The sequence below is a fragment of the Vibrio sp. EJY3 genome, from assembly GCF_000241385.1.
Taxonomy (GTDB): domain Bacteria; phylum Pseudomonadota; class Gammaproteobacteria; order Enterobacterales; family Vibrionaceae; genus Vibrio; species Vibrio natriegens.
Genome location: NC_016614.1, coordinates 725,061 through 751,265 on the forward strand (window position 1 = coordinate 725,061; position 26,205 = coordinate 751,265).

Consider the following 26,205-nt stretch of genomic DNA (forward strand, 5'->3'; position numbering starts at 1 on the left):
TGGTGGCAATATGGCAAAGCCGATACTTGCTCCTAAACCTGAAGAGATAGATCACCGTTTATATTGTGATTACGCAAGGCTGGTGCGATTACAAGCGCAAGCTGAGTCGTTTAGTTTACTCCCTCACCTGAAAGCTGGCAGTGTGTTATCCGGCCGACACAACTCTCTTTTTCGCGGTCGCGGACTGAATTTTGAAGAGTTGCGTCATTACCAGTTAGGGGATGATATTCGTAATCTCGATTGGAAAGTGACGATGCGCACGGGCAAGCCTCATGTGCGTAGTTATACCGAAGAAAAAGATCGCAATGTCATCGTCTGTGTTGATCAACGCAGTGCGATGTTTTTTGCTTCCACAGAGGTGATGAAGTCGGTGGTTGCTGCAGAAGTTGCAGCAATGTGTGGGTGGCGAGTATTAAAAGATGGTGACCGAGTAGGATTTGTTATTGCTTCCCATCAAGCCCTGTTTCATTCAAAGCCACAGCGTTCGCAAAACGATCTTTTAACACAGCTAAAACACTTATCACGGGCGAACCAATCCCTTAGCGTTGATTCGGTCGATTCCGAAAAAGTAACGTTTAGTCGCTGGGTTGAACTGATAAAGCGAATGAAGCTCAAACAATCCACGCTGATTTTTATTAGCGACTGGAGTGACTGTGAAGAGCAGCACCTCGACCACCTGAAACAGCTTCAACAGCACAACGACATTCTCGCCGTGATGGTCAGCGATCCACTTGAACAAACACTGCCAGATGACTTAGCAACATCAAAATGGGTGGTTGGTGATGGTCAATATCAGCTCAATTTGGATAGTAAAGCAAAAGTGGAAGCTGCAAGCGCAAAACTGGAAGCGAAAACAGATGTGCAGCGTCAATCTTTAGCGCAACTGATGGCAATTAAGCATCTGCCTTACATTGAGCTTGATACCACTGGCCAGCATGTCAAAGAGTTTCAAAAATTGGTAGGAGGGCGCTAGATGAGTGATCTTCCGCAACCCCCTGGCTCTTACATTCTGAGTGAGCTACATGACGTACCCGTACCGCCCAGTGTCAGCTGGTATCCGCAAACTGTCGGCTGGAAAATTCTAGCTGTGATATTCGTGCTGGCTTTAGTGTACATGGCTTATCGCATTCTGAGTAAATGGTGGATAAACCGCTATCGCAAGGAAGCATTGGATATGATCAGTCAGATTAATCCAAGCGATAGTGACATGCCGAAAACGCTATTCTCGATTCTAAAAATTGTTTTGATTCATATAGACAGCCGCAATGCCAGACTGTTTGATGGTGCTTTTCTTTCTAAACTTGACGAGCTGGAACCGAAAAAACAGGCTTTCAATGATGAAGTTTCCACATTGTGGCTCAAGAGTATCGTTAACCCCAAAATCGAGCTTACGTATCAACAGCGAGTGCTTTTGATCGAGAAAGCAAACTTTTGGGTCAAAGAGCATTCGCATACGTCTGGCTCAAATATATCAACGCCAGGAACAGAGCCAAAGCAAGGTGGTCAGAATGAATGATCTCCACTCTTTTATGGGGCTGTCTGGCTTTGCGTTTGCGCACCCTTTATGGCTGATTATTTTACCCCTGCCACTCGTGGTTTATTATCTGGTTCCTGCTTACCGCACTAAACAGACAGCGATTAAAGTCCCGTTTTTTACCCAACTGGTTGAAGCCATTGGTGAAACTCCGTCAGAAGGTGCAAGCCAGCTAACGCCAAGTTGGTGGCAGCGCGCAACGTTAATTCTCTCTTGGATATTGGTTGTCTGTGCGATGGCTAAGCCGACGATTCTGGGTGAGCCGCAAGTTCGTGAAAGCCTTGGTCGAGATGTCATGGTTGTGGTTGATCTTTCGGGCTCAATGGCTGAGGCTGATTTTACCTCGCGTACGGGTGAAAAAATCTCTCGCTTAGAAGCCGCCAAAGAAGTATTGGCAGATTTCGTGCAGTCACGTAAAGGCGATCGACTTGGTTTGGTGCTGTTTGGTGACGCTGCATTTGTGCAAACCCCGTTTACTGCTGATCAAAGCGTGTGGTTAGAACTGCTTAATCAAACTGACGTTGCGATGGCTGGGCAGAGTACGCACCTTGGAGATGCGATTGGGTTAGCCATAAAAGTGTTTGAGCAGAGCGATAAGGCTCGTAGTGAGTTAACGCAAGCGACGAAGCGTGAAAAAGTTGCGATTGTATTAACTGATGGCAACGACACTGGCAGTTTTGTTGAACCAATAGACGCGGCAAAAGTGGCAAAAGCGAAGAGTGTTCGCGTGCACGTTATCGCGATGGGCGATCCGCAAACCATTGGTGAAACGGCGCTTGATATGGACACGATTACACGAATCGCGGCTGAATCAGGAGGCGAGGCATTTGAAGCGCTCAACCGGGACGAGTTGGCAAAGGCCTATGAAGAAATCAGCCTGCTTGAGCCAGAGTTGTATGAAAGTACGACCTATCGGCCCAAACAAAGTTTGCACCATTACCTGATGGTCTTGGTGGTATTGATGCATTTGCTCGCGTTCAGTGTGGCGACACTCAGACGAAGAACCAAAGCACGCTTTTCGATGGGGAAAGTATCGGTAGGAGAGCACGATGTTTGATTCTCTCAGCTTAACGCAATTTTTTACTCAGTTTCATTTCATTCGCCCTTTGTGGCTATTGGCGCTGATCCCGATGGTTTTCCTGATTTGGCTACGCTGGCATGAGGAGAGCAAACCAAGCTGGAAAGACATCCTGCCCGATCATTTACGTGAGGTACTGACAATAGGTGAGCATGGCTGGCGGAAACAATTGCCACTAAAACTCCTGATGGTCAATGTATTCATCGCTATTTTAATTTGTGCGGGCCCAAGTTGGCAGCGAGAGGCGTCACCATTTGGTGAGGACAAAGCGTCAATGCTGGTGGTTTTGGATAATAGCGACTCTATGTTGCAAAAAGATCTGCCGCCAAGTCGCTTAGAACGTTCTAAACAAAAAATCCGTGATCTACTCGCTGCAAGAAAAGGTGGTAAAACGGGGTTGGTGGTGTTTGCGGGAACTGCACACGTCGCTATGCCGATCACACAAGACAGCGCTGTTTTTGACCCATTCCTCGCGGCAATTGACCCTGAAATTATGCCGGTTAAAGGTAAACTCGCGGAGCAGGCATTACCTCTTATTGACCAGCAATTACAAGGATTAGCCGGCTCAACGGTACTCTTAGTGACAGATGGTGTTAACCCTGCCACCATCAGTAAGTATGAAGATTATTTTGCCGATAAACCTTATCAGCTGTTGATACTGGCCGCTGGCAACCCTGATATTGTCAGTAATAATCCGATCGATCTCGATTCGCTGCAAACACTTGCAAGTAAAACTGATGGAAGACTTATTGAAGTAAGTGTTGATAACACAGACATTCAGCAATTGAGCCGTTATGTAGAGCGTAATATGCAGCTTAATGGTGAGTCTTCTATGCCATGGAAAGACATGGGGTATGTGCTTTTGTTTCCTATTGCATTGATTATGCTGATCTGGTTCCGAAAAGGTTGGCTAGTTCAATGGTGCTTGATCGCAATGGTATCTGGAAGCGTGATGATGCCCGGCGAGGTAATGGCTGAAAATGTATCGCTAAAAGCCGAAGAACCTCAAGTTGTACAAAAAGTGACGACGTTCGACAAAGCCGCCCAGTGGTGGTGGGACTTGTGGCTGACACCTGATCAACAAGGACAACGGTTGTTCAACAAACAAGCGTATTTGGATGCGGCAAAGCATTTCTCAGATCCGTTACGAAAAGGAACCGCTTATTACTATGCCAGTGAATTTGAGCTAGCCCATAGCGCGTTTTTAGAAATGCAGAATGATCCTTCGGAAGAAGTCAGAGACTTTGGTTTATACAACGCGGCCAGCGCATTGGCACGTCAACGTGAATACTTGGCAGCGAGAGACTTGCTTCAATCATTGGCGAACAAACCAACACTAAGCCAAGCGTTACGCCCTGATGTTGAGCATAATTTGAAAGTCATCGGCGGCATTGTTGAGGACATCAATCAGATGAGTGAAAGTCAGGCCGGAACGGAACAAGAGATGTCGACTGAGCTTGGTGATAATCCGCAAACAGCAGAAGGGGCGGAAGAGCAAACGTCGCAAGAAATGATGATCAAAGAGACACTGAGTGCCGCAGACATATTAGGCAATCAAGAGGTGGCAGATAAGTGGCTAAAACGTGTCGAGTCTGATCCAAGGGATTTTCTACGTGCAAAATTTCAAATTCAACTCAACTCGCCGGCAGCGATTGGTACTACTGATGAACGTGGTAATGATAACGAGGAGATAACGCAATGATGGAGCTATTTCGACGCGTTATGAGCCGTTACCTGCCTTGCTTCTTCATAGTATTGACCAGTTTCTGTACAAGCGGTTTGGTGATTGCCCAAGATATCAATCAGTTACAGCGCAATCATGATGTGGAGATAAAAGCGTGGGTTGGTAAAGCGACAAGTAACGAGGAAAATCGTAACTCACCCAACTTCAGTGTCAACGAGCAAGTCATTCTGACTATAGAGGTGGCGACGCCGCGCTGGTTTACTGGCGGCACGCGGATTGGCTCTGTGGAAATTCCGGATGTGATTGCCAAACAACGTAACCAACTGGCAACCAATTTCACTGAGAGAAAGGGTGGGCAAACCTGGTCGCGCCAACGTTGGGAAGTGACGTTGTATCCTCAAGTATCGGGTGATTTTGTCGTTCCTCCGATTGCTGTGAGGGTTCAGGTTTCAGCACCTGATGGAAAAAACGTCTCAGGAACCCTTTACACGCAGCCAATTCAGTTTTCAGCATCGTTACCGTCTGGCTTATTGAGCGACAATACCCAGTGGTTTACTGCGACACATGTCGACGTAAATCAAGAGTGGGAAACGTCTTCTGAACCGCTAAAAGTTGGCGATGCGATCACGCGAAAAGTAATGATAACCGCACAGGACAGCTTGTCGGTATTACTACCTAACCTGCTAAAAGGTGAGTCTAACGATAGTTATCAAACTTACTTGCAGCCTCACCAGCTTACCGATACACAAACGCGTGGAGACTATCAATCTACCCGAACTGAAGAAAGTGTGTATGTGATTCAGCAGGGCGGAGAGTTCTCGTTACCTGCTTATGAGTTCCAATGGTGGAACAGCGAAACGCAGCAGCTAGAAAGCATCGTGATTGAAGGACAATCATTTCAAGCAAAACATACGTTAAAGTCGTTTGTTAAAGCCTATTTCGTCTGGATTATCGGTCTGGTGAGCACTTTGGTTTTGGGGGTTGTTTTCTTTCTAGCCATCAAGCGTTATTACCGTTCAAGGCCAATTCCACCATGGCTGAACTTGCATCGATTACTCAAAGAAAGTCGCTGGGGAGAGGCGAGAGCCGCCCTTTACAGGCAGTTACGAGTGAACACTTCTGAATTGGAGATGCGCCATGCAGATTCCAGTGACTCATGGCAGAAAAGCTCATCTCGAATGCAAAGTGGAGAACGCAGTTCTAGCCTGATCAAGTCGATGTGGCGCAAAATTCAGACGAAACAAAATCATCTTAAACTTCGCATACCAAAAGCTTTACCTCAATTGGATAAGTTAAAGCAAAGAGATGGTATTGAATAAAACTGAGCGCTACTATAGTCCTTTGTTTTTCATTAAAGAATAGATGTTACATGAGCCAAGAATTTATGCGCCGTGCGTTGGAGATTTCTCGAAATGCACTACCAGCGTGTCAACCTAATCCACCAGTAGGCTGTGTTTTAGTTAAAGACGGTCAGATCGTCTCCGAGGGCTACACTCAGGCTATCGGTGGAAATCATGCCGAAGTGGAAGCGTTGAATGGATACAAGGGAACGTTAGAGCAGGTCACCGCTTATGTGACACTTGAGCCTTGTTCGTTTGTTGGAAGAACGCCTGCCTGTGCGGTGACATTGGTAAATACTGGCATCAAAAAGGTTGTCGTTGCCATGCTCGATCCCGATCCTCGCAACAGCGGCCGTGGTATCGCTATCTTAGAGCAAGCTGGTGTTGAAGTAGAAGTCGGAGTTTGCGGTGAGGAAGTGAGTGCGTTTTTGACGCCGTATTTGGGTAAATCTTAGTTATTTATCAAACAGACCACTTTAACCGTTTTAAGTAGGGAGTTTTTGTCTACACTCTCGAAAGTACCGAGCAGTAAGAAACGCTACTAAGCCACAGAGACGGATTTCAATGAAAACAATACGAGCGATACTAAACGGCAAAAAGGCTGGCATACCCGAGCTAAGAAACGCGATTATGGAGACGCGTGAGCAAGGCGTCGACGTGCAAGTTCGTGTGACTTGGGAATCCCTAGACATGCCACGTTTAGTTAAGGAAGCCGTAAATGAAGGGATTACGCGTATTGTTGTTGCAGGCGGCGATGGGACGATCAATGAAGCAGTTTCGGCGATTGCCCAAATTGAAGACGACCAGCGGCCTGAACTGGCGATAATTCCACTTGGTACCGCCAATGACTTTGCTACTGCCAATCGTATTCCTGTTTCTATTTCTGACGCCTTGCATTTGGCTGTGAATGGACAATCCGTTTCTGTTGATTGTGTAAAAGCGAATGATCGTTACTTTATCAATGTCGCTACGGCAGGGTTTGGTGCCGAAATTACCACTGAAACACCAGTCGAATTGAAGAATTTTTTAGGTGGCGGAGCTTATACTCTGACAGGTGTGGTAAAAGCTCTGGGCTTTAAACCGTACGATGGAACCATCACAGTCGATGACGGAAGCTACGAAGGTGGGATATTACTCGGTGCATTCTGCAATGGCCGTTTGGCGGGCGGTGGCCAGTCGTTGGCCCCAAACGCGATGATCAATGATGGTTTAATGGATTTAACGCTGGTTTGTCCATTCTTACCTCATGACTTGCCTAAAGTAATCGAAGAGATCAATAACCCAAGGATTACAGGCGAGTTCGTTAAGCACACACGGACAAGCTGGTTGGAAATTGACTTCCCAAATCCATTACCTCTGAATTTAGATGGGGAGCCATATCGCTCGCGTAAAGTACGTTTCGAAGTGTTACCTCAAAGCATTCAGTTAGTCCTACCGAGTGACTGTCCGTGTGTTGGTACATCTGGATAATCCCCTTATTATCCTCACTATGTGGTTGTTTTGGCAGTCACGTAGCAGACTGAAAACGGTACCTTAAGTCGGTTAAACTCTTTGATCCAGCGCCATTGGTTGTCTTGTAGTTTATCGCCAGGGCCTTTCACTTCTATCCATTCAAATTGATCTCCCTTAAATGCAATTAGGTCCGGCATACCATTACGGTAGAGCTTGAGATCACGGAGTTGGACGCTGAATAGATCGACTAGCATTGACGTCGGAATGGTTGTGAGTGCATGTTCGATAAGCGCTTTACTTACCGCGCCCCAATGAACGAACGGATTGCTTATCCCAATCTTGGCATCGTATCTTTCTATTAACTGTTTTGTATTTCCAGTTTCGAGGCTATTGAACGCGGATGTGATTAACTTTTCGCGTTTAGAAGCAAAGTCACTGTGATACAAATCGAGTGGGCGATGTTGGTAGGCGTTTATAAAAGCGCCTTCTACGGGAGCAAAAATGGCGTCCCAGAAGGTTAAACCAAACAGTGCATTGAGCAACGTATTCTCTGCATAAAATACTTGCCAGCCCAATTTTTCAAAGTGTTCCTTGGTGACAAGTTCGACACGTTGTTGGGATAAATCCAGTTCGAGACAATGTTCATTGCATTGTGGCTTGGGTGTTCTTGGTACCTTTTGTCCAAGTTTTCGCTTTACGCGTTGTTCTAGCTTTTGTGTCACTTCAAGCTCGGAGGCATTGATAGGTGCTTCTAACATGTTTGTGACAATGTCACTCAGTCGTGTATCTTGATCCAATTTATCATAAATGCGTGCGCGGCGTTCTCTACTCGGTGGGAGTTGGGTTTGCTCAAAAAGCGCCAGTGCGATTTCAAGTTCATTGATACGCTCGTAGTCTCTTGCTATGTCGTTAAGCATGTGTTCACGCTTTCTATCCACGTAGTCGTGCTTGACTGCGTCTGGCATGGCTTCAATGAGCAGATCAAGGTTGGTCTTATCTTTACGATCAAATTGCCAGTACAGGTTTGAGAGTTGACTGAGTTCAATCAATCTATCAATTTGCTCTCGCGAATCAAAAAATCGGCGCTCTTTGCTTAACTGATAGTGTTCGAACTGATGCAAGCCAAGATCATCGAGTACGAACTGGCTTAAATCCTGATGAGTATTGGCGAAGAATAACGTGAGCAAGACATCAATCATATGAGCGGCATTCAGCCGGATCACAGAAAATTCTAGTAAATCAAACTGATCGAACTCAGTATTGCTCAAACACTCAACGAGATTGTCTTTTTTCAGTGATTTAGGTAGCTCAGGGTAAAGCGCAGAGATTTCTGACTTGGTCAGTAAGTGAGTCGCTAACTCTTGGTGGGAAAGCGCAGGGGATAGCTCAATAAGTCCCGATTGTTCGAGCTCTGACAGGGCTTGGTGAAGAGAGGGAATTTCCTGATAATTGAGTTTATCACTGCGAAACCAACACCCTTGACGGCTATACAGTCGCACTAACAGGCATTGTGATGGTTTGCTCAGTTGCTCGAATGTTGTGAGCCAATGGTGCTCTTCCTCTAGTAATAAGTCACTGTACCAATGCGTAGCATGTTGGGTTAGTTTGAGGAAATTATCTAAATAGTAATCTGGTGCAAGTTCGACAGGTTTTTGCATAATTCGACAGGATTTTTATACCGATAACAAAAAAGGCTTAACCAATAGGTTAAGCCTTTTCAACATCAAATCAATCCACAATTATGCGATTTTAAGCTTCGCAACTTTTGCTTCAGTTAGTGGCTTAGTGATGAATGCTAATACGATACATACTGCCATCATTGCTGCAGAAACGGTGTAAGCCAGAGTGTAACCTTCGCCATTCGTCATTGAGTAACCAACTACAGCTGCACCAATAGCGCCACCAATACCCCATGCTGTGTATAGCACACCATAGTTAGTTCCGTAGTTTTTCAGACCGTAGAATTCTGCTGTAAGAGTAGGGAATACAGCCAGAAGTGTGCCGTAACCAACTGCTGCGATAGCGGTACCAATAATTAGGGTAAACTCTGAATCGAACGTTGCGAACAACGCCATGTTGACGCCTTGCAGGATGAAAGCAAGCAGAAGCGTGCGAACGCCACCAATTTTGTCTGCAAGCATACCAGCAACAACACGACCACCTGAGTTGAATACTGCAAGAATAGACGCCAGGTAAACCGCGTTAGGCAGGTTAGCTTGAACACTTGCAATTGTCGTGATGTTACCGATGATCATAAGACCAACAGAAGCTGCAAACGCATACATGATCCATAGTGAGTAGAACTGTGGCGTTTTCAGCATCGCTTTCCAGGTTAAATCGTCAGACTTTTTAAGCGCTTTAGGTGCTTGGCCTTCTTTTACTTTAGGCTCTGCTGGCGTGTAATCGGCTGGTGGGTTGTTAATGGTTGCTGCAAGTGGAACGGCAATCGCCAGGACACCAACACCAAGAATCATAAAGCTGGTTTGGATGCCCAGGCTTTCGATCAATGCAGATGTTACAGGCGCTAGGTAAATAGCTGCCAGACCAAAACCTGCTGCGATGATTCCGTTAACCATACCTTTCTTAGAGGCGTGGAACCATTTCATTGCAGAAGGTGATAAACATGCGTAACCAAAGCCGATACCAGCACCAGTGATCACACCGAAAGTGATGTTCAGCATCAATGGTGAGTCAACAAAGCCAGATGCGATCATGCCCAAACCTGTTAGAACCGTACCAAGAATAAGGATCAAACGTGGACCCATGCGGTCTTGTAGGATGCCTGCAACAAGAAGACAGATAGAGAAAGTGATGGTTGCAGTTGCGTACGGTGCAGAAGCTTCCGCAGCTGTCCAACCGGACTCAGTTACCAGTGCCTTATTGAATACACTCCAAGCATACAGGATGCCAAGACAAAGGTTGATGCAGAAACCTGCTAGCAGGATACGCATCGCTTTATCAATCTTACTCATTTTTTCTCTCGGTTAACTCTTTGTCGGGAGTATGGAACCAATCGCTGACAATCAGCATTTGGAATTCCTTCTCTCCAGCATTAAAGAGTGGTGGGTTTAAAGGTGTTTTTTATAAAAATAAGTTTGCGTTTTTCAACATTTGACGCAATTGGCGCGGATTATAACCAATAAATATGTGATTGGAATCTCTTTTTGAGGTTGGTTTTAAAATTTATTTGAATCTATAAAACCATGTGCACCTCTACGGCGATAGATGTAAATAACTCGTTAATTGGGTTGGGTGGTGTCGTTGTCTTGTTTGATGCTGTAAAGAAATTAGGTGAACATGTTGAAATTAGATATTTAGTTCACATTTTTAGAGAAAAGTTACGAAACATTTCTGTGTTAACACTTTGTGACAAGATTGCCTAAAATGAGAGCTTCTAAAGCTAAGTATTGGATACAAAGGATTTATAAGGATTAAGTTGTTAACCTTTTGTAATAAGGTTATTTGGTTGGGTGGTCTGTACATAAAGCGAGCAAAAAATGTGCTTGTAATAGCATGCAAAATGAGCAGAATATAGCGAAAAATGAGTTTTCATTTATGAAGGGATGCTTTTTTCGATTTATTGTGAGGTAACTTATGAAACTGTTCCTAGTGCTTTTCGCTTCTGTTTCTGCAGGTGTGGCATCGGCAGAGCATTTCCATTCATTTATGTTAGGTCTTTCTATCGCTTCCTTGGCTGTTGGTAGCTGCTACTTTTTCGCTTTTCGTAGCTCTCGCTTCCCGCAACTTGCGCTGTTCTTGTTGATCTGTGGCATGCTGTCTAAATTGGCAATTACCGTTACTGGTGTAATGTGGGGTATGTCTGCGGAACTGATTACTTCGCCTATAGTGTTTGCGTTGTCTTACTTCTTCTTCTCTCTGGCAGTAACGTATCTGTGGTTTAGTTACCGCCAAAGCGTTACACGAGTTCCAGAGCGCTTTAAAGCCGCGTAAAAAAGATAATGTTAGTAAAACGCCAGCGATAATTCGCTGGCGTTTTGCTTTTTGTTTTAAAGGCGAAAAACAAAGATACGTTTCTAACCAGATATCGTTAGTGGCGGTTCTGGTACTTCAAGGAAGCAAGCCACAACGCGATAAAGCTCACCTTCTGCGACCGTAACTTCACCATCAGACTCGATTGCGAGTCGACATGCCTTAACAAACCTTTCTCGTTCTTTTGGTTTTAACTGCAGTAGCAGTTCTAACGCAGCACGGCTCAAACTCCAGTTGTTATTCGCTTTTTCTAAATCATGTTTAGGAAACCCCAAACAAGCGAGCGCAGAGTGGTACGCGTATTGTGCATGATCCTGTTGGGAGTGGCTAACCCAAGCCAGTTCCCTGAGCAACCAAAACACACTTTCTTTTAGCTGTTTTAATGTTTTTTGCTGCTTCGTATTCCCAAAAGAAACAAGTAACTGTTTTTCCAGCAAGTTGATCACGCACCATTCTGCCAGCGAGTAATCATTATCAGTTTGAGAAAGATCACGCAGCACTTCACAAAGTCTATTTCGCTGACCTTCGCTAAGGGATTTAAGGGCGGGTATTGCTAATTCAAGCAAAGGAAAGCGGAGATGAAGCGGTATATCGTAATCGAGCCAAGGGAGTAGCTTCGTTTGAGAGGAAGGCGGTATGTGACATTTTATCATCTCTCGTTGAATATCACTGCCATCGAAGATGATAAGGAAAGTAATGAAGCGTGCGCTGTAGGGCTCACGAGCAAGGTCCACAAGTTCTGAAGGTAGTTGTTCAATTAACCGCTGGCCTGCGTCATTGAACTGAACGGGCGCTGTATCTGGCTTGTTGGGAGTTAGTGGTGCGTTTTCCGCAAATCCGCTTATTTGAGCACCAGTAAAAGTGGCACTGCTATTGTCAGTCAGGTGCGAATAGTTTCCATCCCAGTTCGGGTCAATACGGCGAATTCTTTCATCAAGCGGTGGGTGAGTTGCAAACAAACCAGAAAATCCGGAGAGCTTACTTTGTCCAAACATCATATGACTCATTTCGTCACTTGCTTTGGTATCAAGTGTCGAGCCGTGAGAATTGCTGCCTATTTTCTTGAGTGCGCCTGCTATCCCTTGATCGTTGCGCGTAAACTGAATGGCACTCGCGTCGGCTAAAAACTCACGCTGACGAGAGATCGCGGCTTTTATCATAGAACCAAACAGTGTGCCCAACCAACCCAGTATCAGACAGACGATAGCGATCAGTAGAATGGCGGCATAACCTTTGCTGGAATCTGAAGAGCTACGAGAAAGTCCCCGAGATGTACGGTGAGAATTATCCAGTACTAAGTGGCCAAAATGAGCGATACACGTAATGCCGAATAAGACACCAATCAGTCGAGTGTTGAGGCGCATGTCGCCATTCAGGATATGGCTAAATTCATGCGCGATGACGCCCTGAAGTTCATCACGATTAAAGCTATCAAGGGCTCCCTGGGTTACGCCAATGACAGCGTCGTCGATACTCATACCTGCTGCAAAAGCGTTAATTCCTTGTTCTTCTGCCATCAAGTAGACAGAAGGAACAGGAATGCCCGAAGCAATTGCCATCTCTTCAACGACATTAAGCAGTTGCCTGTGCTTCGAATCTAACGTATCTGGCGAAATAAGTTTGCCTCCAATACTTTCTGCCACTCCGCGTCCACCATTTGAACTTAGCTCGCTAAGCCGAATGAATGAACTAACGAAGACAACTAACATTACTCCGGCAAAGCTTAACAAACCATAAGTTATGACGTTTTGGGTATCAAATGGCTTACCAGTGGTGCCAAAATAGATACCAATCGATGCAATACTAACCAGACTGGTGATGGCTAATATTGCCAACACAAACAGCATGACTAAAAGCCCGGTTCGCTGACGCGCAGTATCTTGATGGTGAAAAAAATCCATTAAAACTCAACCTTCGGCGCTTCTTGGATGGCTTCGCTATTAGCAAACTCGAGCAATTTACCGTCCTGGAATCCAAATATGTTGGCAAAAATGACGGGAGGGAAAGTTTGTTTGTAGATGTTATAACTGGTTACTGAATCATTAAATGCCTGACGTGCAAACGCGACTTTATTTTCTGTACTGGTCAACTCTTCTTGCAGTTGGCTCATCGTCTCATTGGCTTTTAGCTCTGGGTAAGCTTCAACTACAACATTAAGTTTACCTAGAGCGCTTTGTAACATGCCTTCCGCTTGGCTAAGTTGGCTTATCGCAGCATCGCTGTCTGGCGCTTCACTCGCTGCCTTAAGACCAGATAATGCTTGGTTTCGTGCTTGAATTACACGTTCGAATGTCTCTTTCTCATGCTCCATATAGCCTTTTGCGGTGTTGACTAAATTTGGAATCAGGTCGTATCGGCGTTTGAGTTGAACTTCGATTTGAGCAAAGCTGTTTTTGAATCGGTTTCGCAGAGTCACCAGTTTGTTGTAGATGCTAATGGCGTATGCCGCGATAAGGAGAACAATAACAATAAAGACGATCAGTGCAGTCATAATCAGTTCCAGGTTTCGAGTAAGTTAGGTTTTTTATATAAGCTGCTGACACAGTAAGCAAACTCTAACGCGAATACCGTTGCACATACGCGAAATATGTCACGTGTTGAATAATGTTAATAGGTTGTGAGAGTGATTGGAAAGACAGGGAAGAGGTAATAGAAGACTGGAGTAGCACTGCGATAAATGAAAAGGCCCGACGTTACATCGGGCCTTTGTGATTTTTGAAACTAGATGTTGTCAGCAGACGTACTAAGCACTCATTGGTACCAGTACCATTGTGCCTATGATTACTGTTACCAAGCCTGCCAGTACAGGTACAGAGGTACGTTTAACCACTTCGAATGGGCTTATTTTCGCCATGCCAGATGTGGCTACGATGACGCCTGATACCGGAGAAATCGTGCGACCTAGATTCGATGCTTGCAGCATTGGGATGATTAAGAACGCAGGGTTCAGGCCCATTTTCGCTGCCAGTGAAGGAGCAAGTTCAACGAAAGCATAGAATGGTGCGTTACCAGAGCCTGTAGCGATTGCTGCCGCAACAGTTAGGGCTGTCAAAATCAGCATAAGAGCAATGCCGCCAGCACCAGCCTGATCCGCTAGGTGAAGTAGGTTATCAATTGCGCCAATAGACATCAGACCTTGTGCAAATACACCAGCAGCAACCAACAGCATTACTACGCCTTTAAACGCGTCGGCCATACCTTCGTAACAAGAGTCCAGATCTTCCAGAGACTTTTTGCCGTCAAACTTGTTCACAACGTAATGAATAATCGCACCCAAGAAAATAGAGCCAACCACGATGGTATAGATATCCAGACTTAAGCCTGGGATGGTACGGCCATTGAAGAGAAAGACACCGAAGATTGGCAAAAACGGCAGTGCTGCGTAAAACGCCGGTGCATCAGCTTTGATTTCTGATACATCAATTTTTTCCATTGGCGTATTTTCTTTCTTATCCAGATACTTGTTCCAGAAGAAAGCAGCCGCAGCCATGACGATGATGGCGCAAATCGATACAGGTAGAACGGTTTGCACAGCAAATACATCAAGAGCCAGTCCTGATTTCTCTGCAGCGATAACCACATCGCCTGAAGTCGGAGAAAGAATGATCGCGGCTGGTGACGCACAGACTGCAACGGCTGCTGGGCGCGAGATACCCATCGCTACCATCATCGGGAATAGCGTCGCCATCAAAAGTACACCTAAACCAGTCGCTGAGCTTACTGCTAGAGACATCAAACAAGCCACGATGTACGCTGCAACTAAAAGAACATAAGGAGACTTAATGACAGAAAGTGGTTTCGAGAACTGTTTTACTACTACGTTGTTGGCACCGATGTGTGTCATGTAAGACGCAAAGCCACAAAGCAGCATAATCTGCATGCCTAAGCCACCACCACGGTACTGAAGCATGTATTTAACGTATTCTAATGAGTCCGTTACCATGTTTCCTGTTGAAGTGATGCTTGATGGCAGAACTTGGTGGCCTAATACGCCAGTCAAGAGAAGCAAACTAATACCTGCGGTTAAAAGCACTCCAGCTGCTTTATAGCCTTTGACAATGAAATAGCCCACGGCAATGGTCACTATTAAGCCAATTAAGAGCTCTAGCATAAGTGTCTCCAGATGTAATGAAAAAAAGGATGAAACTGTGTCAATTTATGACAGAGAATGTACAGAATTCTGGTCTGTGGCACGAGTTGAATCTGGGACTTACATGATCTAAAACAAATTATAATTTAATAAGTAACGACGATTTATTATTTTGTTTAATTATGGATTAATAGGTGATATATGCTGAATTGTATGGTTAATAAAGAAACAAAACACTGAGGTTGATTTGCAATTAAAACGACTTGGTGTCCAGAAAGTATTCAAAAAATGCAGTTGAAAGCGGATTGTGAATTAAGAGGGATATAAGAAGCAAAAGCCCCGATAACTCGGAGCTTTTTAACTGGTGGTCGGGATAAGGTTACGCGTATTGACGAACCATAAGGTTCCAGCTGTGCTGTTGTCTTTCAAACTCGGCTTTGATCTGCTGATACTTCAATTTGCAGAGTGAGTATTCATACTTTTTCACTACGTCTGCGGTCTTTTGACTGAACAGCTCTTTTCGAACCTCATAGTACTCCTGCATATGATGAACGAGAGAATCAAACTCTTGCTGAAGTTGGTCGAGAATCGGTTGTGTATTCGGCCTTGATTCTAGCTTTTCTTTAGTTGTCTTCAACAATTGGGTAGCCCGCGCTTTTTCTATTCTGAAAGTCGGCGTTGTACGTAATTTCGAGGTTAACCCTAACCAAGAGCAAGATTTAATCAGCCATTTGGTTGGGTCGTAATGCCACCAATATACGCCGTTACGGTAGTCATTCTCAAAGATGTGATGAAAATTATGGTAACCCTCGCCAAAGGTAAAAAAGGCCAGGATTCCATTATCACGCGCTGTATTTTTGTCAGTAAACGTCTGTTTACCCCAAACATGAGCCAATGAATTGATAAAAAAGGTCGTGTGGTGGCTCATAAATAGGCGAACGGCGCCCACAACCAGTAGCATTCCCCATACATCACCATAAATAAGTCCCAAGGCAACGGGAAAGCCGATATTTGTCACTAGCGCAAGTGGGACATAGTAGTCGTGTTGCCACATCACAATCTTGTCGCGTTTCAGATCACGACAGTTAGTGTATTCATTTTGCTTGGACTTATTGTAATCACGTAGCATCCAGCCAATGTGTGAGTACCAGAAGCCACGCTTGGCTGAATAGGGATCTTTATCGTTGTTATCCACGTGTTTGTGATGGACACGGTGATCGGACGACCAATGTAATGCACTGTTTTGTAGAGAAAACGCACCGCCTATAGCAAATACGAAACGTAAAATTGGATGAGCCTCATACGTTTTGTGGCTCCAAAGGCGATGATATCCCGCAGTAATCGATAAGTTGGTAAAACTGAACGCAATAATGCCCCAAATCAAATGTTCCCAGCCCAACCCAAAGCGGTAGGCATACCAAGGTGCAACAATGAAAGTAAGAACGAAGCTGGCCGAAAATATTAATATATTCAACCAGATAATAGGTGGTCTGTTTTGAGTCACAGTGTTTTCCTGACTTTGAGCTAACAACTGTGCGCTAGAATATCAGCGTACACGTGTAAGTCAAATTGAAGTTATACAAATGTGATGATTCTTGTATTGTATTCTCCATAAACTTGTCGGCATATTTTGCTTTTAATTAAATAATGAGTAGTATTAAAAAATGAGCTTTGGCTTAAGCTATGGAAAATCTACCAGTAAATAAGGTCTAAATTAGTGAAAAAGACCAAATTATGGCGGAAGAGCAGGATTTATAAGAATATAGGAATACGTAATGGATTTACGACTAGCGGAATATAAGGACTACGAGCGCATCGCGCATCTGCATGCAGAGAGTTGGAAACGTCACTATCAAGGCATCCTCAGTAGCAGTTATTTAGACAAAGATGCTTTGGATGATAAAATGCTGATTTGGCAGACCCGTCTTACCAACCCTCCGTTTAATCAGCACATCGTACTTGCAGAAGAGGGTGGTCTTTTAATTGGCTTTGTTTGCATCTTTGGTAACCATGATTTTGAGCGTGGAACTTTTATTGATGCATTGCATGTCGACGACGCGTTCCGTAGCCGTGGTATCGGAAAACAACTCTTACTTGCCGCCGCTGAATGGCAGCAACAATTCTTCAAAGACAGTGGCTTATATCTGGAAGTCGTTTCACAAAATACTTCAGCAATTGAATTTTATCGCCATATCGGTGGGCGAGAGTGCCAGGAGCGTATTTGGCGCGCACCGGGAGGCACGGAAGTGATGGAAAAAGTCTTTAGTTGGCCGAGTGCGCAAGCTTTGGTAAATGGCATTGAAGATCATGTGGTCTATTCGTAGTTATCGCATTATCTTATGATGTTATATGCATAAAGAGCAGCAGGTCGCTGCTCTTTTTGTTGGGCAAGAACAAGATTGTTTAATATTTATACCATTCCATACTGTATATCGTGGTTGAGTCCTATATAATCACCAGCCCAAAAAGATAATAACAATGATAATCAGTGACAGATATGGAATATCAGAGTAAAGCAGGTAAGTTGGGTTATATGGATGCGATGCGTAAAGTCTATCAGTACGCAGAGCCCAACCTCACACTTGTTGGCTGGCTAGGTTTTATTGGTTTCCCTCTATATTACGTGGTTTGGGAAATGATGTTTCCACAAACTTATGAAAACTTACCGCTGCGTTTGTTCTGCTCACTATTATTCTTAGGCATTATCTTCAGAAATCGTGTCCCGTCGGCTTTGCATCGTTACATTCCCATTTATTATCAGGTGACCATTACGATCTGCTTGCCATTTTTCTTCTTCTATATGTTGTTGATGAATGTTTGGTCCGAAGTTTGGGTAATGTCGTTCATGTGTGCGATTTTCCTGCACATTTTGTTAGTACATGTCACCAGAGTTATGTTTGCACAGACCTTTACTGGAGTTGCGCTAGCGACGTTTTTTGCCTGGATATCAAAAGGTTTCCAAATTGACATTGCAATGGATTGGGCACATATTCCGATCTTTTTGTTTATCTATGTTTTTGGCAATATGTTCTATGTCCGAAACCAAGTTGAACATGAATCAAAAGTGTCATTAGCCAAATATTTTGGTGCAGGCATCGCTCATGAAATGCGCAACCCTCTTAGTGGTATTTCAACGTCTATTGAGCTGATGCGTTCTATATTGCCAGGTAAGCAAATGGCCGATAGCGATCAATATCTTATGACGGGTAAAGATATCGCGCTGCTAAATGAAGTCAGTCAAGACGCCAAGAGCATTATTCATTCAGCGAATGAGACGATTGATTTATTGCTTACTTCTATTGATGAAAATCGTATTTCGCGTTCCACTTTCAAAAAGTATTCCTCTCGTGATGTTGTAGAGCAGGCGATAGACAGTTTCAGCTATGAGCGTTCGACAGACAAACGCATTATTTCTCTGGATGTGCGGGACGAATTCTGCTTCTTAGGTAGTGATACACTGCTTCAATATATAATGTACAACCTTTTGAAGAATTCTTTTCATCACCGTAGCTCCGAAGATTTCCATATTCTTGTAGAGCTAAAAACTGAAGAGTCGGTAAATAAAATCATTGTGACGGACAATGGTGCAGGTATCGCGTCTGACGTGATTCCCAATATTTTTCAGGACTTTTACACCACTGGCAAATCAAAAAGCTATGGTCTCGGGTTGCCATTCTGTAAAAAGGTGATGTCCTCATTTGGCGGTAGCATTGAGGCGAAGTCCGTTCTCGGTGAGTGGTCTCAGTTTACTTTGAGCTTTCCGCGCTTAAACTCTGACGTTGTCACAAAGATCAAACAAGAACTCACTATGTTGAAGAAGGTTCTTGTTGTGTCGAATCAGGACATACTTCTCTCCAGAGGTTATGAGACGAGCAGCCAAATGGGTTTTTCGCTGAAGTGCATGCAAGTAAATGAAGCACTTGATCACAAGCAGAATGATTGTGATTACGATGCGATTTTTATTGATTTACATAGTTTAGACAGCGCTGTTGAACAGCTCCAGCAATTTGAATCCTTGTTCGCCTACAGCGAAGCACGCATCGTCTATTTATTTGAGCGTCATCCAGTTCCAATAGAATATCAGCCAGTTAATGAACCGATATGGGTAGAAACGCAAGCCTGGTTGCTTAATACAGCAAATACCATTGACCAAATTCTTTTTGAGCCACAGGATACCACGGTCTCATCAAACAACAGTGAAACCGTGCCGTCGGTGCACTCGGACAGACACACAATTATGGTGGTCGATGACAACGAATCACTACGAAAATTTACCGCTATATTGTTGGAAAAGCAGGGGTTTGATGTCATTCAGAAAGAAGACGGACAACAAGCGGTCGAAGCGTTAGAAACAGAGAGTATCGATGTGATTCTCATGGACATTGAAATGCCAGTGATGGATGGGATTGAAGCCTCAAAAGTGATTCGAAACTCTAACAAGCGTTATGCATCGGTCCCTATTATTGCTTATACAGGAGATAGCACAGGCATTACTTTGGATAAAATTGACTCTTCCGGTATGTCTGATTTCATCGTGAAACCAGCCGATAAAAGCCGCTTACTCGATAAAATAGCTAGTTGGGTATAATACCAATCTAAATAAGTATTTAATCATTCTTGCTAGGTAAAATCGCTGATAGCTGCGTTATAGATTTTGAAATTAGAATAACTAGTTACTGCAATCTATGCCTTGCTCTAAGTGATTTTTCCAGCGCAATTAACAGACCATCTACTTATCCAGATTGGTATAAAAAAGCTCAGCATTAGGCTGAGCTTTTCGGTATAGGGTTTAAAGAGTGGAATTAACGCTTGTTACGCAAGTAGCGTTTACGTCGTTCTTCTTTACGTTTGGCTTTTTCTTCTTCTTTACGCGCGGTTTCAACTTCCACTTCGATAAGCTCTTGCGTAATCATTTCTGGACGTTCTAAAGTGATTTGGCCTAATGTTCCCTGACGTAACTCATGAAGCAGAATTTCAGATACTTTGTGCAGATCAACACGGCCGCCTGCACGTAACGCGCCTCGACGACGACCAATCTCTTCCATGATTTCGATATCAGATTCTGGAAGCTCTTCAATTTGATAACGTTGTTTCAGCTTCTCAGGGTATTGAGCGGCTAAGTATTCGATGGTGTAAAATGCCACTTCATCATATTCCATCGCGGTATCTTTCACGGCACCTGTTGCAGCAAGACGAAAACCACTGTGCGGGTTTTCTACTTTTGGCCATAAAATTCCTGGCGTGTCAGATAGAACAATACCGTTTTGAAGGTTGATACGTTGTTGGCGACGCGTTACCGCAGGTTGGTTACCCGTTACGGCGATCGTACGACCTGCAAGCGTATTGATGATGGTTGATTTACCAACGTTTGGAATGCCCATTATCATGGTACGAATGTTTTTGCCGATTTCTTCGCGGTGAGGTGCAAGCTTACGGCAAAGTTCCATAATTTTATGAACTTCCTGAGGCTCAGACGTTGTGATAGCCATCGCTTTCACATTCTGTTCTTGCTCAAGGTGATCTATCCAGAGCTGAGTCATTTCTGGGTCTGCCAAATCGCGTTTGTTCAATACCTTAACGACCGGCTTGTCACCACGAATCTGAGAAATCAAAGGGTTTTCGCTACTAAAAGGAATACGGGCATCCAGTACTTCGATGATCACATCCACTTGTGGGATCGCTTCTTCGATCTCTTTACGTGCTTTGTGCATGTGGCCGGGAAACCACTGGATTGAGTTATTAACCATTTGAGTTACTACCTTAAATTCTGTGCTCATACGGGGTACGTTTACTAACCTGAATACTTGGCGGAACGCTTTGATATGGCCAGTATACTGGAAGTTGTAAGTATCTTTCCTATGTACCGCAGAGTTGAGCTTCATTCTGCTGTTAATCGTGTAGTTTATCACGTAATCCCATTAAGCACTCAAGATGATGGCGAAAAACCGTTTACTCAGTATTAAGTGCCGAATATTTGAGCTTACAGTTATTCATCCTCATCTTTACAAATGTAAGATGCAATCTGGTTAATATTATTTGCTGAGATATTGAGCGCAAAAAGAATGTAGTCAAAGGTGGAAGATTCTGTAGGAATGTACTTACTAATTTTAAAATAATTCTTATATATCAATAGAATATGTATGTTTTGTTGTGGTGTTGATATTTGACTTTTGAGCCCCTCAGATTAATCTGACTTCCCAATCAGAGGAAGTCTTTATGTTGAGCATTTTAAGAAAACTATTCTTTCTATCCGTTACGTTATTTAGCGTTGCGGTTTCTTTTAATGCACCTGCGGACTCAACGATTAAAGAGCAAAAAGACACGGTGGTTGTTGGCGTGATTACTCAGCACAACGCCGGTGACTCAATGCTTGATAGTATTGGTCCTTTCTATGACATCAACCTTGATTACCTGACCAACATTTCAAAAGCGCTTAACTTCAAGCTAGAGCTTCGTCCTTACAAACATATTCCTCCTTTGTTAGCTGACGTAGAGAGCGGAGTCATCGATGGCGCAGTTGGGTTTAGCAAAACAAGTGAAAGGGAAGGTCGCTTCCTGTTTTCGCAGCCATTCTTTTCAAGCACCATTGCCGTTTGGTATCAAGATGCCAGCCTTAAGCAACGATCAAATCAGGAAATTCACTGGGTTTGTGTTGAAGGCAGCTCATATTGTCACAACCTTAAATCTCAGGGGTTCGACAACATCAGTTATGCCAGAACGCGATTAGAAGCCTTTGAAAAGGTCCGTTCTGGTCAAGCGAATGCACTCATTTCTACTTATGTCGCGATCAACCAATATCTTGATCAGCACAATATCGTTAAAGGTTTGGTAGACATACCAGAATGGCTGAATCATGAAGACGTGAGTTTCATTACTTTGCCGGAAAATCAGGACCTTATTAATCGAATCAATAAGATCCTAAATTGGGAGAAGAGCGGGAAAAATATTCGTTCTGTTGCTTCCCAGAACCCTTACCACATCAACGACAAGCTATTAGTTGAGTATCGTAAGCATTTAGGTGTTGAGCACAAGATTACTTACAGCAGCAGCGAAGAAGCGTATCCGTTTTTATTTAAGAATGCGCACTCTGATCATCTGGATGGTTTTCTTCCAGACTTCATCGAGTTAATTCAATCTAGAACTGGTTTATCATTTAAATTTGTTAAGCCAAAAACGAGCTTAAGTAGTGGCTTGACCGCTTTTAACTCTGATCTTGTCCCTGTGGCTTATGTTGATGATGCACCGGTTTCTGACTGGTTGGTGACAAAGCCCTTTATGCGTAACAACTTCGTGTCTATCCGAACGGAAGAGCGCAATGTCGATGTGACCGAAAGCTCCAAGCTTGGCATTTTAATCAGTTTGAAAAAGCAAGGGTTAGTGCACTTAGACTCATGGCAGCATGATCGCTTTTCTCGCTACGACGATCCCAAGCAGCTATTGACGGATCTGAAATCGGGTAAGTTAGATATTGCGTACGTCCCTGACGATATTGTCCATAGTTTGATTGCACAGGACCAGGTCGATGGTTTAGTCATTAACGAGCATGACGCACTGACATTCTCTATCGCTTTTGCGGTGTCTAACCACAATACGCAGCTGAAAAACATGCTCGATAGTGTCATCGACACGATTGATTCAAACGAAATAGAAAAGCTACTTCGCTCACACCGAAACTTCAATTTAGTCTATGGCTATGACGATGAACACATGACAAGAATCGTTGTGTCAGGCGTCGTGGCGTTTATTGTGCTGTTAGTTGTGGCGTATTTTGTCTTAGCTCATTTGAAGTTAAAGGTAAATTTGGCCGAGCTGAATGCCAATAACGAAGAAAAAGAAAAGCAGTGGCTTATGGAAATTATTCAGGAAATCAACAGCCTGGTATTTATCCATGACGAGAATAACCACTTGGAGATGAGTAACTGCGCCCGCCACAAACATGGTCAATGCCAAGGCTGTAGCCTACAAAGTTGTGCGACGGGTCTGCGCCTTGTCGATAACGAAGATGAGCTGAGCAGAGTTATTGAAGGAGAACGCATTACCGAAGAGGTTGCGTCGGCAGGATGTAAGTTAGGCATTAACCATGTCTACCGAGAGCGAAAATCAATCTCTTCTCCGAGTGGTAAGAAAAAATTCGTCCTTACTGTAGTACAAGACATTACGCATCAGAAGGAACGTGAACAGGCACTTATCGATGCGCAAGAGAAGGCGCAGACGGCTGTGCGGGCTCGTGAAAACTTTTTAGCAACCATGAGCCATGAGTTGAGAACGCCATTGTCAGCGGCGCATGGCATTCTCGATTTGCTTCAGCGTCAGGTAGAGGATACGTCAAACCGTGAGCTTATCTCTCAGGCGATGCTAGCCCTAAATCATTTAAATACCCTGGTTGATGAAGTTCTGGATTATTCCAAATTGGAAGCGGGGCAGTTAACTGTCGTACCAGTACAAACGGATTTGTTATCAACACTTTGCGACGTTTTACGTAGCTTTGAGCCAAAAGCGTTAGATAAAGGGCTGGATTACAAGGTAACAGTTAAGCCTTTCAGACACCGTCTCGTGGAAATTGACACACTAAGACTCATCCAGATCATCACTAATCTGTTGTCTAATGCAGTCAAATTTACCTCTGAGGGTGAAATTGCGATTAGCGTTATTTTGCATGAGTCGCAGTTGACCATAAAAGTAGCGGACACTGGCATTGGAATGACAGAAAACCAGTTAAAAGGCGTTTTAGATCCTTTTGTTCAGGCCGATGACACGATTACGCGTAAATATGGTGGAACTGGACTAGGGCTCAGCATTGTCGATCGCTTGATCCAATGTATGGGCGGAGACCTCACGATTGACTCTCAATATGGTCTGGGAACGACGATGGTTGTGAAGCTACCGGTAACCTTGTGTGAACTCAACTACGAGTACTATCCAGAGCTAACTTACAGTGAAGCATTACCACTGTCTGTTCGTCAGTGGTGTGAAATCTGGAATATGAAAACACCGAATGAACCGTCTGACATAACGGCGAATTTAATCCCTGAAAAAGATCAGCAAGGGCGCTGTAAAGGCGTTCTGTTTAGTCAGCATGAAATCGCACCTATTTGTCTTTCATTGCGTGAGATTCAGTACCCAGACACCCTGTTAAGCTTGTTCGATCAAAGCCATCAGAATGTGATTTCAACGGAATTACCCCAAGAATCTATCGCTTGGGTTAAGGGTACCGTTTTAATCGCGGAAGATAACCCGATCAACCAGAGCATTATTTTGATGCAGATGCGTGAGCTTGGTATTGAACCCGTGATCGTCAATAACGGTCGTGAAGCATGGAAATATCTGCAGCGGAACGAACAAGTCTCCGCACTTCTGACGGATTTTCATATGCCAGAAATGGACGGCTTCGAGTTGGTTAAGAGAGTGAGAGCTTCACAGGTTTTTGAAACGCTGCCAGTTATCGGCGTAACGGCTGAAGATTCCCGTCTGGCAAGTGAGAAAGCGAACGAGCTAGGTATGGATAATGTGCTTTATAAGCCGTATGACTTGGATAAATTGAAGGCCATATTGCTTCCTTTTTTAGGTCAGAAAGAAAAAAAACCATCAATAAACTGGATTGATAAGTTTACCTCACAAGAAGCCAGAGAAATTGCTCAAGTGTTCCGCCAATCGATGGCGACGGATGTGGCTAAGTTGAAGAAAGCGACCACAGACAATGACAAAAAACGAGTGATTCACGGGATTAAGGGAGCGGTAGGCGCAATAGGCATTTCAGTGTTAACCGAGCTTTGCATTAAGGCAGAGAAGGTCAGTGCTACAGAATTGGATAAATTTGCAGCGGAACTCATTATACATATCGAGCAGGAGATCGAGAACGTACAGAACTGGACAGAAATACATGAACAGAACATTTAGTGCCATGGTGATCGACGATCATCCCCTTCAAACCACTTTGCTAACCCATGCCTTACGCAAGCATGGTGCTTTTGTTGCCCCATTTAACTGCGTAGATAAAGCAATTATGTGTGCGGAAACCACGCAATTTGATGTCATCTTCTGCGATATCATGATGCCCGGAAGAGATGGGGTCGACATGATGGAGTTGCTTGATGATATAAACTATCAAGGCAAGGTCGTGATAGTGAGTGCGATGGACCTGACGATCATTTCAGCGGTTAAAGCCATGTGCAATGACTTTAGCTTTGAGGTGGTTGGTAAGTTACAAAAGCCTTACGATCAACTTGAAGTCGCTGACATTGTTGACAAAATGCAGCAAGACACACAAAAGAAAGTGACATTTATTCAACCGATCGAAGTCGACGATCATGAGTTTATCTGGGCGTTGGATGAGGGGCGAGTAAAAAACTACTATCAGCCATTGGTTAGTACGAAAAGTGGCGAGGTGCTTGGTTATGAGGCTCTTGCGCGCTGGTATCATCCCATTTATGGCGTGCTATCACCTTACCACTTTTTGCCAATTGTTGAGCGCTGTGGTCTGTCGAAAGCGCTTTTTGATGCGGTATTTAACAATGTCATCTACGACATCAAACATCGTGGCTTTACACAAAAAGTATCCATCAATGTTGATCACGCCAACTTAGAAGATCCGCAGTTTGCGAGCCGTTTTCTTTCCCGGTGCCATGACAATGATATAGAGCCGGAACAAATCACGATAGAAATTACTGAACGTGATACGTTCCAGGCGAGTACCTCAATTTATAAAAACTTACTCAAGCTACGAATGAACGGTGTCACGGTGTCTATTGATGACTTTGGCACTGGCTCGTCTACGTTTGAAAAGTTAGCGCAACTGCCTTTTAACGAACTCAAAATCGATCGTTCTTTTGTACACGGTGTCGAAAGCGATCCCAAAAAACGAAATATTGTCGTTGCCATTCGCTCTTTAGCAAAAAGCTTAAATATTCACGTTGTCGCAGAAGGTGTTGAAAACGAGGCGACGATGAAAGTGATGCGTGAATACGGAATCGACCTTTGCCAAGGTTTTTACATCAATAAACCTATGCCCTTAGAAGCCATAACCATACTGAGCTAAAA

At 44.0% G+C, this 26,205-nt stretch carries 19 protein-coding genes; 12 read left to right on the plus strand and 7 right to left on the minus strand.

The window, feature by feature from the left end; genetic code table 11:
- Nucleotides 1-10: 10 nt before the first annotated feature.
- The 7 genes from VEJY3_RS19150 (at nt 11) to yegS (ending at nt 7,106) form a co-directional block, all read left to right on the plus strand.
- Entirely contained in the window at nt 11-973 is a 963-nt protein-coding gene (locus VEJY3_RS19150; protein WP_014234072.1) for a DUF58 domain-containing protein, read from the plus strand.
- Nucleotides 974-1,516, plus strand: coding sequence for a DUF4381 domain-containing protein (locus VEJY3_RS19155; protein ID WP_014234073.1), 543 nt, complete (start codon nt 974-976; stop codon nt 1,514-1,516).
- Complete coding sequence (locus VEJY3_RS19160) at nt 1,509-2,591, plus strand: VWA domain-containing protein (protein ID WP_014234074.1); 1,083 nt, start codon at nt 1,509-1,511, stop codon at nt 2,589-2,591. Before VEJY3_RS19155 ends, VEJY3_RS19160 begins: the two co-directional genes overlap by 8 nt.
- Nucleotides 2,584-4,314, plus strand: a complete 1,731-nt coding sequence (locus VEJY3_RS19165) for a VWA domain-containing protein (protein WP_014234075.1) — start codon at nt 2,584-2,586, stop codon at nt 4,312-4,314. Before VEJY3_RS19160 ends, VEJY3_RS19165 begins: the two co-directional genes overlap by 8 nt.
- On the plus strand, nt 4,311-5,615 hold the full coding sequence (locus VEJY3_RS19170; protein ID WP_014234076.1) for a BatD family protein: 1,305 nt from the start codon (nt 4,311-4,313) through the stop codon (nt 5,613-5,615). The genes VEJY3_RS19165 and VEJY3_RS19170 overlap by 4 nt, the downstream gene beginning before the upstream one ends.
- Before the next feature lie 50 nt (nt 5,616-5,665).
- The gene (locus tag VEJY3_RS19175; RefSeq protein ID WP_014234077.1) at nt 5,666-6,091 is read left to right on the plus strand and encodes a bifunctional diaminohydroxyphosphoribosylaminopyrimidine deaminase/5-amino-6-(5-phosphoribosylamino)uracil reductase RibD; all 426 of its coding nucleotides are present in this window, start codon (nt 5,666-5,668) and stop codon (nt 6,089-6,091) included.
- A gap of 109 nt (nt 6,092-6,200) precedes the next feature.
- Nucleotides 6,201-7,106 carry a lipid kinase YegS gene (gene yegS / locus VEJY3_RS19180; protein WP_041170397.1) on the plus strand — a complete coding sequence of 302 codons (906 nt, stop codon included), beginning with the start codon at nt 6,201-6,203 and terminating at the stop codon, nt 7,104-7,106.
- 17 nt (nt 7,107-7,123) lie between these two features.
- On the opposite strand, the gene VEJY3_RS19185 is transcribed toward yegS, so the two are convergent.
- Both VEJY3_RS19185 and VEJY3_RS19190 read right to left on the minus strand, forming a co-directional pair.
- Entirely contained in the window at nt 7,124-8,746 is a 1,623-nt protein-coding gene (locus tag VEJY3_RS19185; RefSeq protein ID WP_014234079.1) for a VRR-NUC domain-containing protein, read from the minus strand.
- An 81-nt stretch (nt 8,747-8,827) separates the two neighbouring features.
- Entirely contained in the window at nt 8,828-10,060 is a 1,233-nt protein-coding gene (locus tag VEJY3_RS19190; protein WP_014234080.1) for an OFA family MFS transporter, read from the minus strand.
- A gap of 622 nt (nt 10,061-10,682) precedes the next feature.
- Here VEJY3_RS19190 and VEJY3_RS19195 point away from each other — a divergent pair.
- Entirely contained in the window at nt 10,683-11,039 is a 357-nt protein-coding gene (locus tag VEJY3_RS19195; RefSeq protein WP_014234081.1) for a hypothetical protein, read from the plus strand.
- Nucleotides 11,040-11,122: 83 nt separating this feature from the next.
- Here the strand turns inward: VEJY3_RS19195 and VEJY3_RS19200 are convergent, their stop codons facing one another.
- The 4 genes from VEJY3_RS19200 to VEJY3_RS19215 all read right to left on the minus strand — a co-directional run bounded on the left by VEJY3_RS19200 (nt 11,123) and on the right by VEJY3_RS19215 (nt 16,672).
- Complete coding sequence (locus VEJY3_RS19200; protein WP_014234082.1) at nt 11,123-12,979, minus strand: M48 family metallopeptidase; 1,857 nt, start codon at nt 12,977-12,979, stop codon at nt 11,123-11,125.
- Complete coding sequence (locus VEJY3_RS19205; protein WP_014234083.1) at nt 12,979-13,569, minus strand: LemA family protein; 591 nt, start codon at nt 13,567-13,569, stop codon at nt 12,979-12,981. Before VEJY3_RS19205 ends, VEJY3_RS19200 begins: the two co-directional genes overlap by 1 nt.
- A gap of 252 nt (nt 13,570-13,821) precedes the next feature.
- Nucleotides 13,822-15,189, minus strand: coding sequence for an anaerobic C4-dicarboxylate transporter DcuC (dcuC, locus tag VEJY3_RS19210; RefSeq protein ID WP_014234084.1), 1,368 nt, complete (start codon nt 15,187-15,189; stop codon nt 13,822-13,824).
- A gap of 358 nt (nt 15,190-15,547) precedes the next feature.
- Nucleotides 15,548-16,672 carry a fatty acid desaturase gene (locus tag VEJY3_RS19215; protein WP_014234085.1) on the minus strand — a complete coding sequence of 375 codons (1,125 nt, stop codon included), beginning with the start codon at nt 16,670-16,672 and terminating at the stop codon, nt 15,548-15,550.
- Nucleotides 16,673-16,943: 271 nt separating this feature from the next.
- Between VEJY3_RS19215 and VEJY3_RS19220 the strand changes: the two genes are divergently transcribed.
- Both VEJY3_RS19220 and VEJY3_RS19225 read left to right on the plus strand, forming a co-directional pair.
- Nucleotides 16,944-17,492 carry a GNAT family N-acetyltransferase gene (locus VEJY3_RS19220; protein WP_014234086.1) on the plus strand — a complete coding sequence of 183 codons (549 nt, stop codon included), beginning with the start codon at nt 16,944-16,946 and terminating at the stop codon, nt 17,490-17,492.
- 209 nt (nt 17,493-17,701) lie between these two features.
- Complete coding sequence (locus VEJY3_RS19225) at nt 17,702-19,756, plus strand: hybrid sensor histidine kinase/response regulator (protein WP_041170476.1); 2,055 nt, start codon at nt 17,702-17,704, stop codon at nt 19,754-19,756.
- 214 nt (nt 19,757-19,970) lie between these two features.
- On the opposite strand, the gene ylqF is transcribed toward VEJY3_RS19225, so the two are convergent.
- A complete protein-coding gene (gene ylqF / locus VEJY3_RS19230) occupies nt 19,971-20,915 on the minus strand; it encodes a ribosome biogenesis GTPase YlqF (protein WP_014234088.1) in 945 nt (314 codons plus the stop codon).
- Nucleotides 20,916-21,384: 469 nt separating this feature from the next.
- Between ylqF and VEJY3_RS19235 the strand changes: the two genes are divergently transcribed.
- Nucleotides 21,385-25,065, plus strand: a complete 3,681-nt coding sequence (locus tag VEJY3_RS19235; protein ID WP_014234089.1) for an ATP-binding protein — start codon at nt 21,385-21,387, stop codon at nt 25,063-25,065.
- On the plus strand, nt 25,049-26,203 hold the full coding sequence (locus VEJY3_RS19240) for an EAL domain-containing response regulator (RefSeq protein ID WP_014234090.1): 1,155 nt from the start codon (nt 25,049-25,051) through the stop codon (nt 26,201-26,203). Before VEJY3_RS19235 ends, VEJY3_RS19240 begins: the two co-directional genes overlap by 17 nt.
- Nucleotides 26,204-26,205 lie beyond the last annotated feature (2 nt).

Bases quoted from the DNA above. Each gene is read 5' to 3' on its own strand.
- VEJY3_RS19150 (WP_014234072.1), top strand. From the start codon at position 11: ATGGCAAAGCCGATACTTGCTCCTAAACCTGAAGAGATAGATCACCGT.
- VEJY3_RS19155 (WP_014234073.1), top strand. From the start codon at position 974: ATGAGTGATCTTCCGCAACCCCCTGGCTCTTACATTCTGAGTGAGCTA.
- VEJY3_RS19160 (WP_014234074.1), top strand. From the start codon at position 1,509: ATGAATGATCTCCACTCTTTTATGGGGCTGTCTGGCTTTGCGTTTGCG.
- VEJY3_RS19165 (WP_014234075.1), top strand. From the start codon at position 2,584: ATGTTTGATTCTCTCAGCTTAACGCAATTTTTTACTCAGTTTCATTTC.
- VEJY3_RS19170 (WP_014234076.1), top strand. From the start codon at position 4,311: ATGATGGAGCTATTTCGACGCGTTATGAGCCGTTACCTGCCTTGCTTC.
- VEJY3_RS19175 (WP_014234077.1), top strand. From the start codon at position 5,666: ATGAGCCAAGAATTTATGCGCCGTGCGTTGGAGATTTCTCGAAATGCA.
- yegS (WP_041170397.1), top strand. From the start codon at position 6,201: ATGAAAACAATACGAGCGATACTAAACGGCAAAAAGGCTGGCATACCC.
- VEJY3_RS19185 (WP_014234079.1), bottom strand. From the start codon at position 8,746: ATGCAAAAACCTGTCGAACTTGCACCAGATTACTATTTAGATAATTTC.
- VEJY3_RS19190 (WP_014234080.1), bottom strand. From the start codon at position 10,060: ATGAGTAAGATTGATAAAGCGATGCGTATCCTGCTAGCAGGTTTCTGC.
- VEJY3_RS19195 (WP_014234081.1), top strand. From the start codon at position 10,683: ATGAAACTGTTCCTAGTGCTTTTCGCTTCTGTTTCTGCAGGTGTGGCA.
- VEJY3_RS19200 (WP_014234082.1), bottom strand. From the start codon at position 12,979: ATGGATTTTTTTCACCATCAAGATACTGCGCGTCAGCGAACCGGGCTT.
- VEJY3_RS19205 (WP_014234083.1), bottom strand. From the start codon at position 13,569: ATGACTGCACTGATCGTCTTTATTGTTATTGTTCTCCTTATCGCGGCA.
- dcuC (WP_014234084.1), bottom strand. From the start codon at position 15,189: ATGCTAGAGCTCTTAATTGGCTTAATAGTGACCATTGCCGTGGGCTAT.
- VEJY3_RS19220 (WP_014234086.1), top strand. From the start codon at position 16,944: ATGGATTTACGACTAGCGGAATATAAGGACTACGAGCGCATCGCGCAT.
- VEJY3_RS19225 (WP_041170476.1), top strand. From the start codon at position 17,702: ATGGATGCGATGCGTAAAGTCTATCAGTACGCAGAGCCCAACCTCACA.
- ylqF (WP_014234088.1), bottom strand. From the start codon at position 20,915: ATGGTTAATAACTCAATCCAGTGGTTTCCCGGCCACATGCACAAAGCA.
- VEJY3_RS19235 (WP_014234089.1), top strand. From the start codon at position 21,385: ATGTTGAGCATTTTAAGAAAACTATTCTTTCTATCCGTTACGTTATTT.
- VEJY3_RS19240 (WP_014234090.1), top strand. From the start codon at position 25,049: ATGAACAGAACATTTAGTGCCATGGTGATCGACGATCATCCCCTTCAA.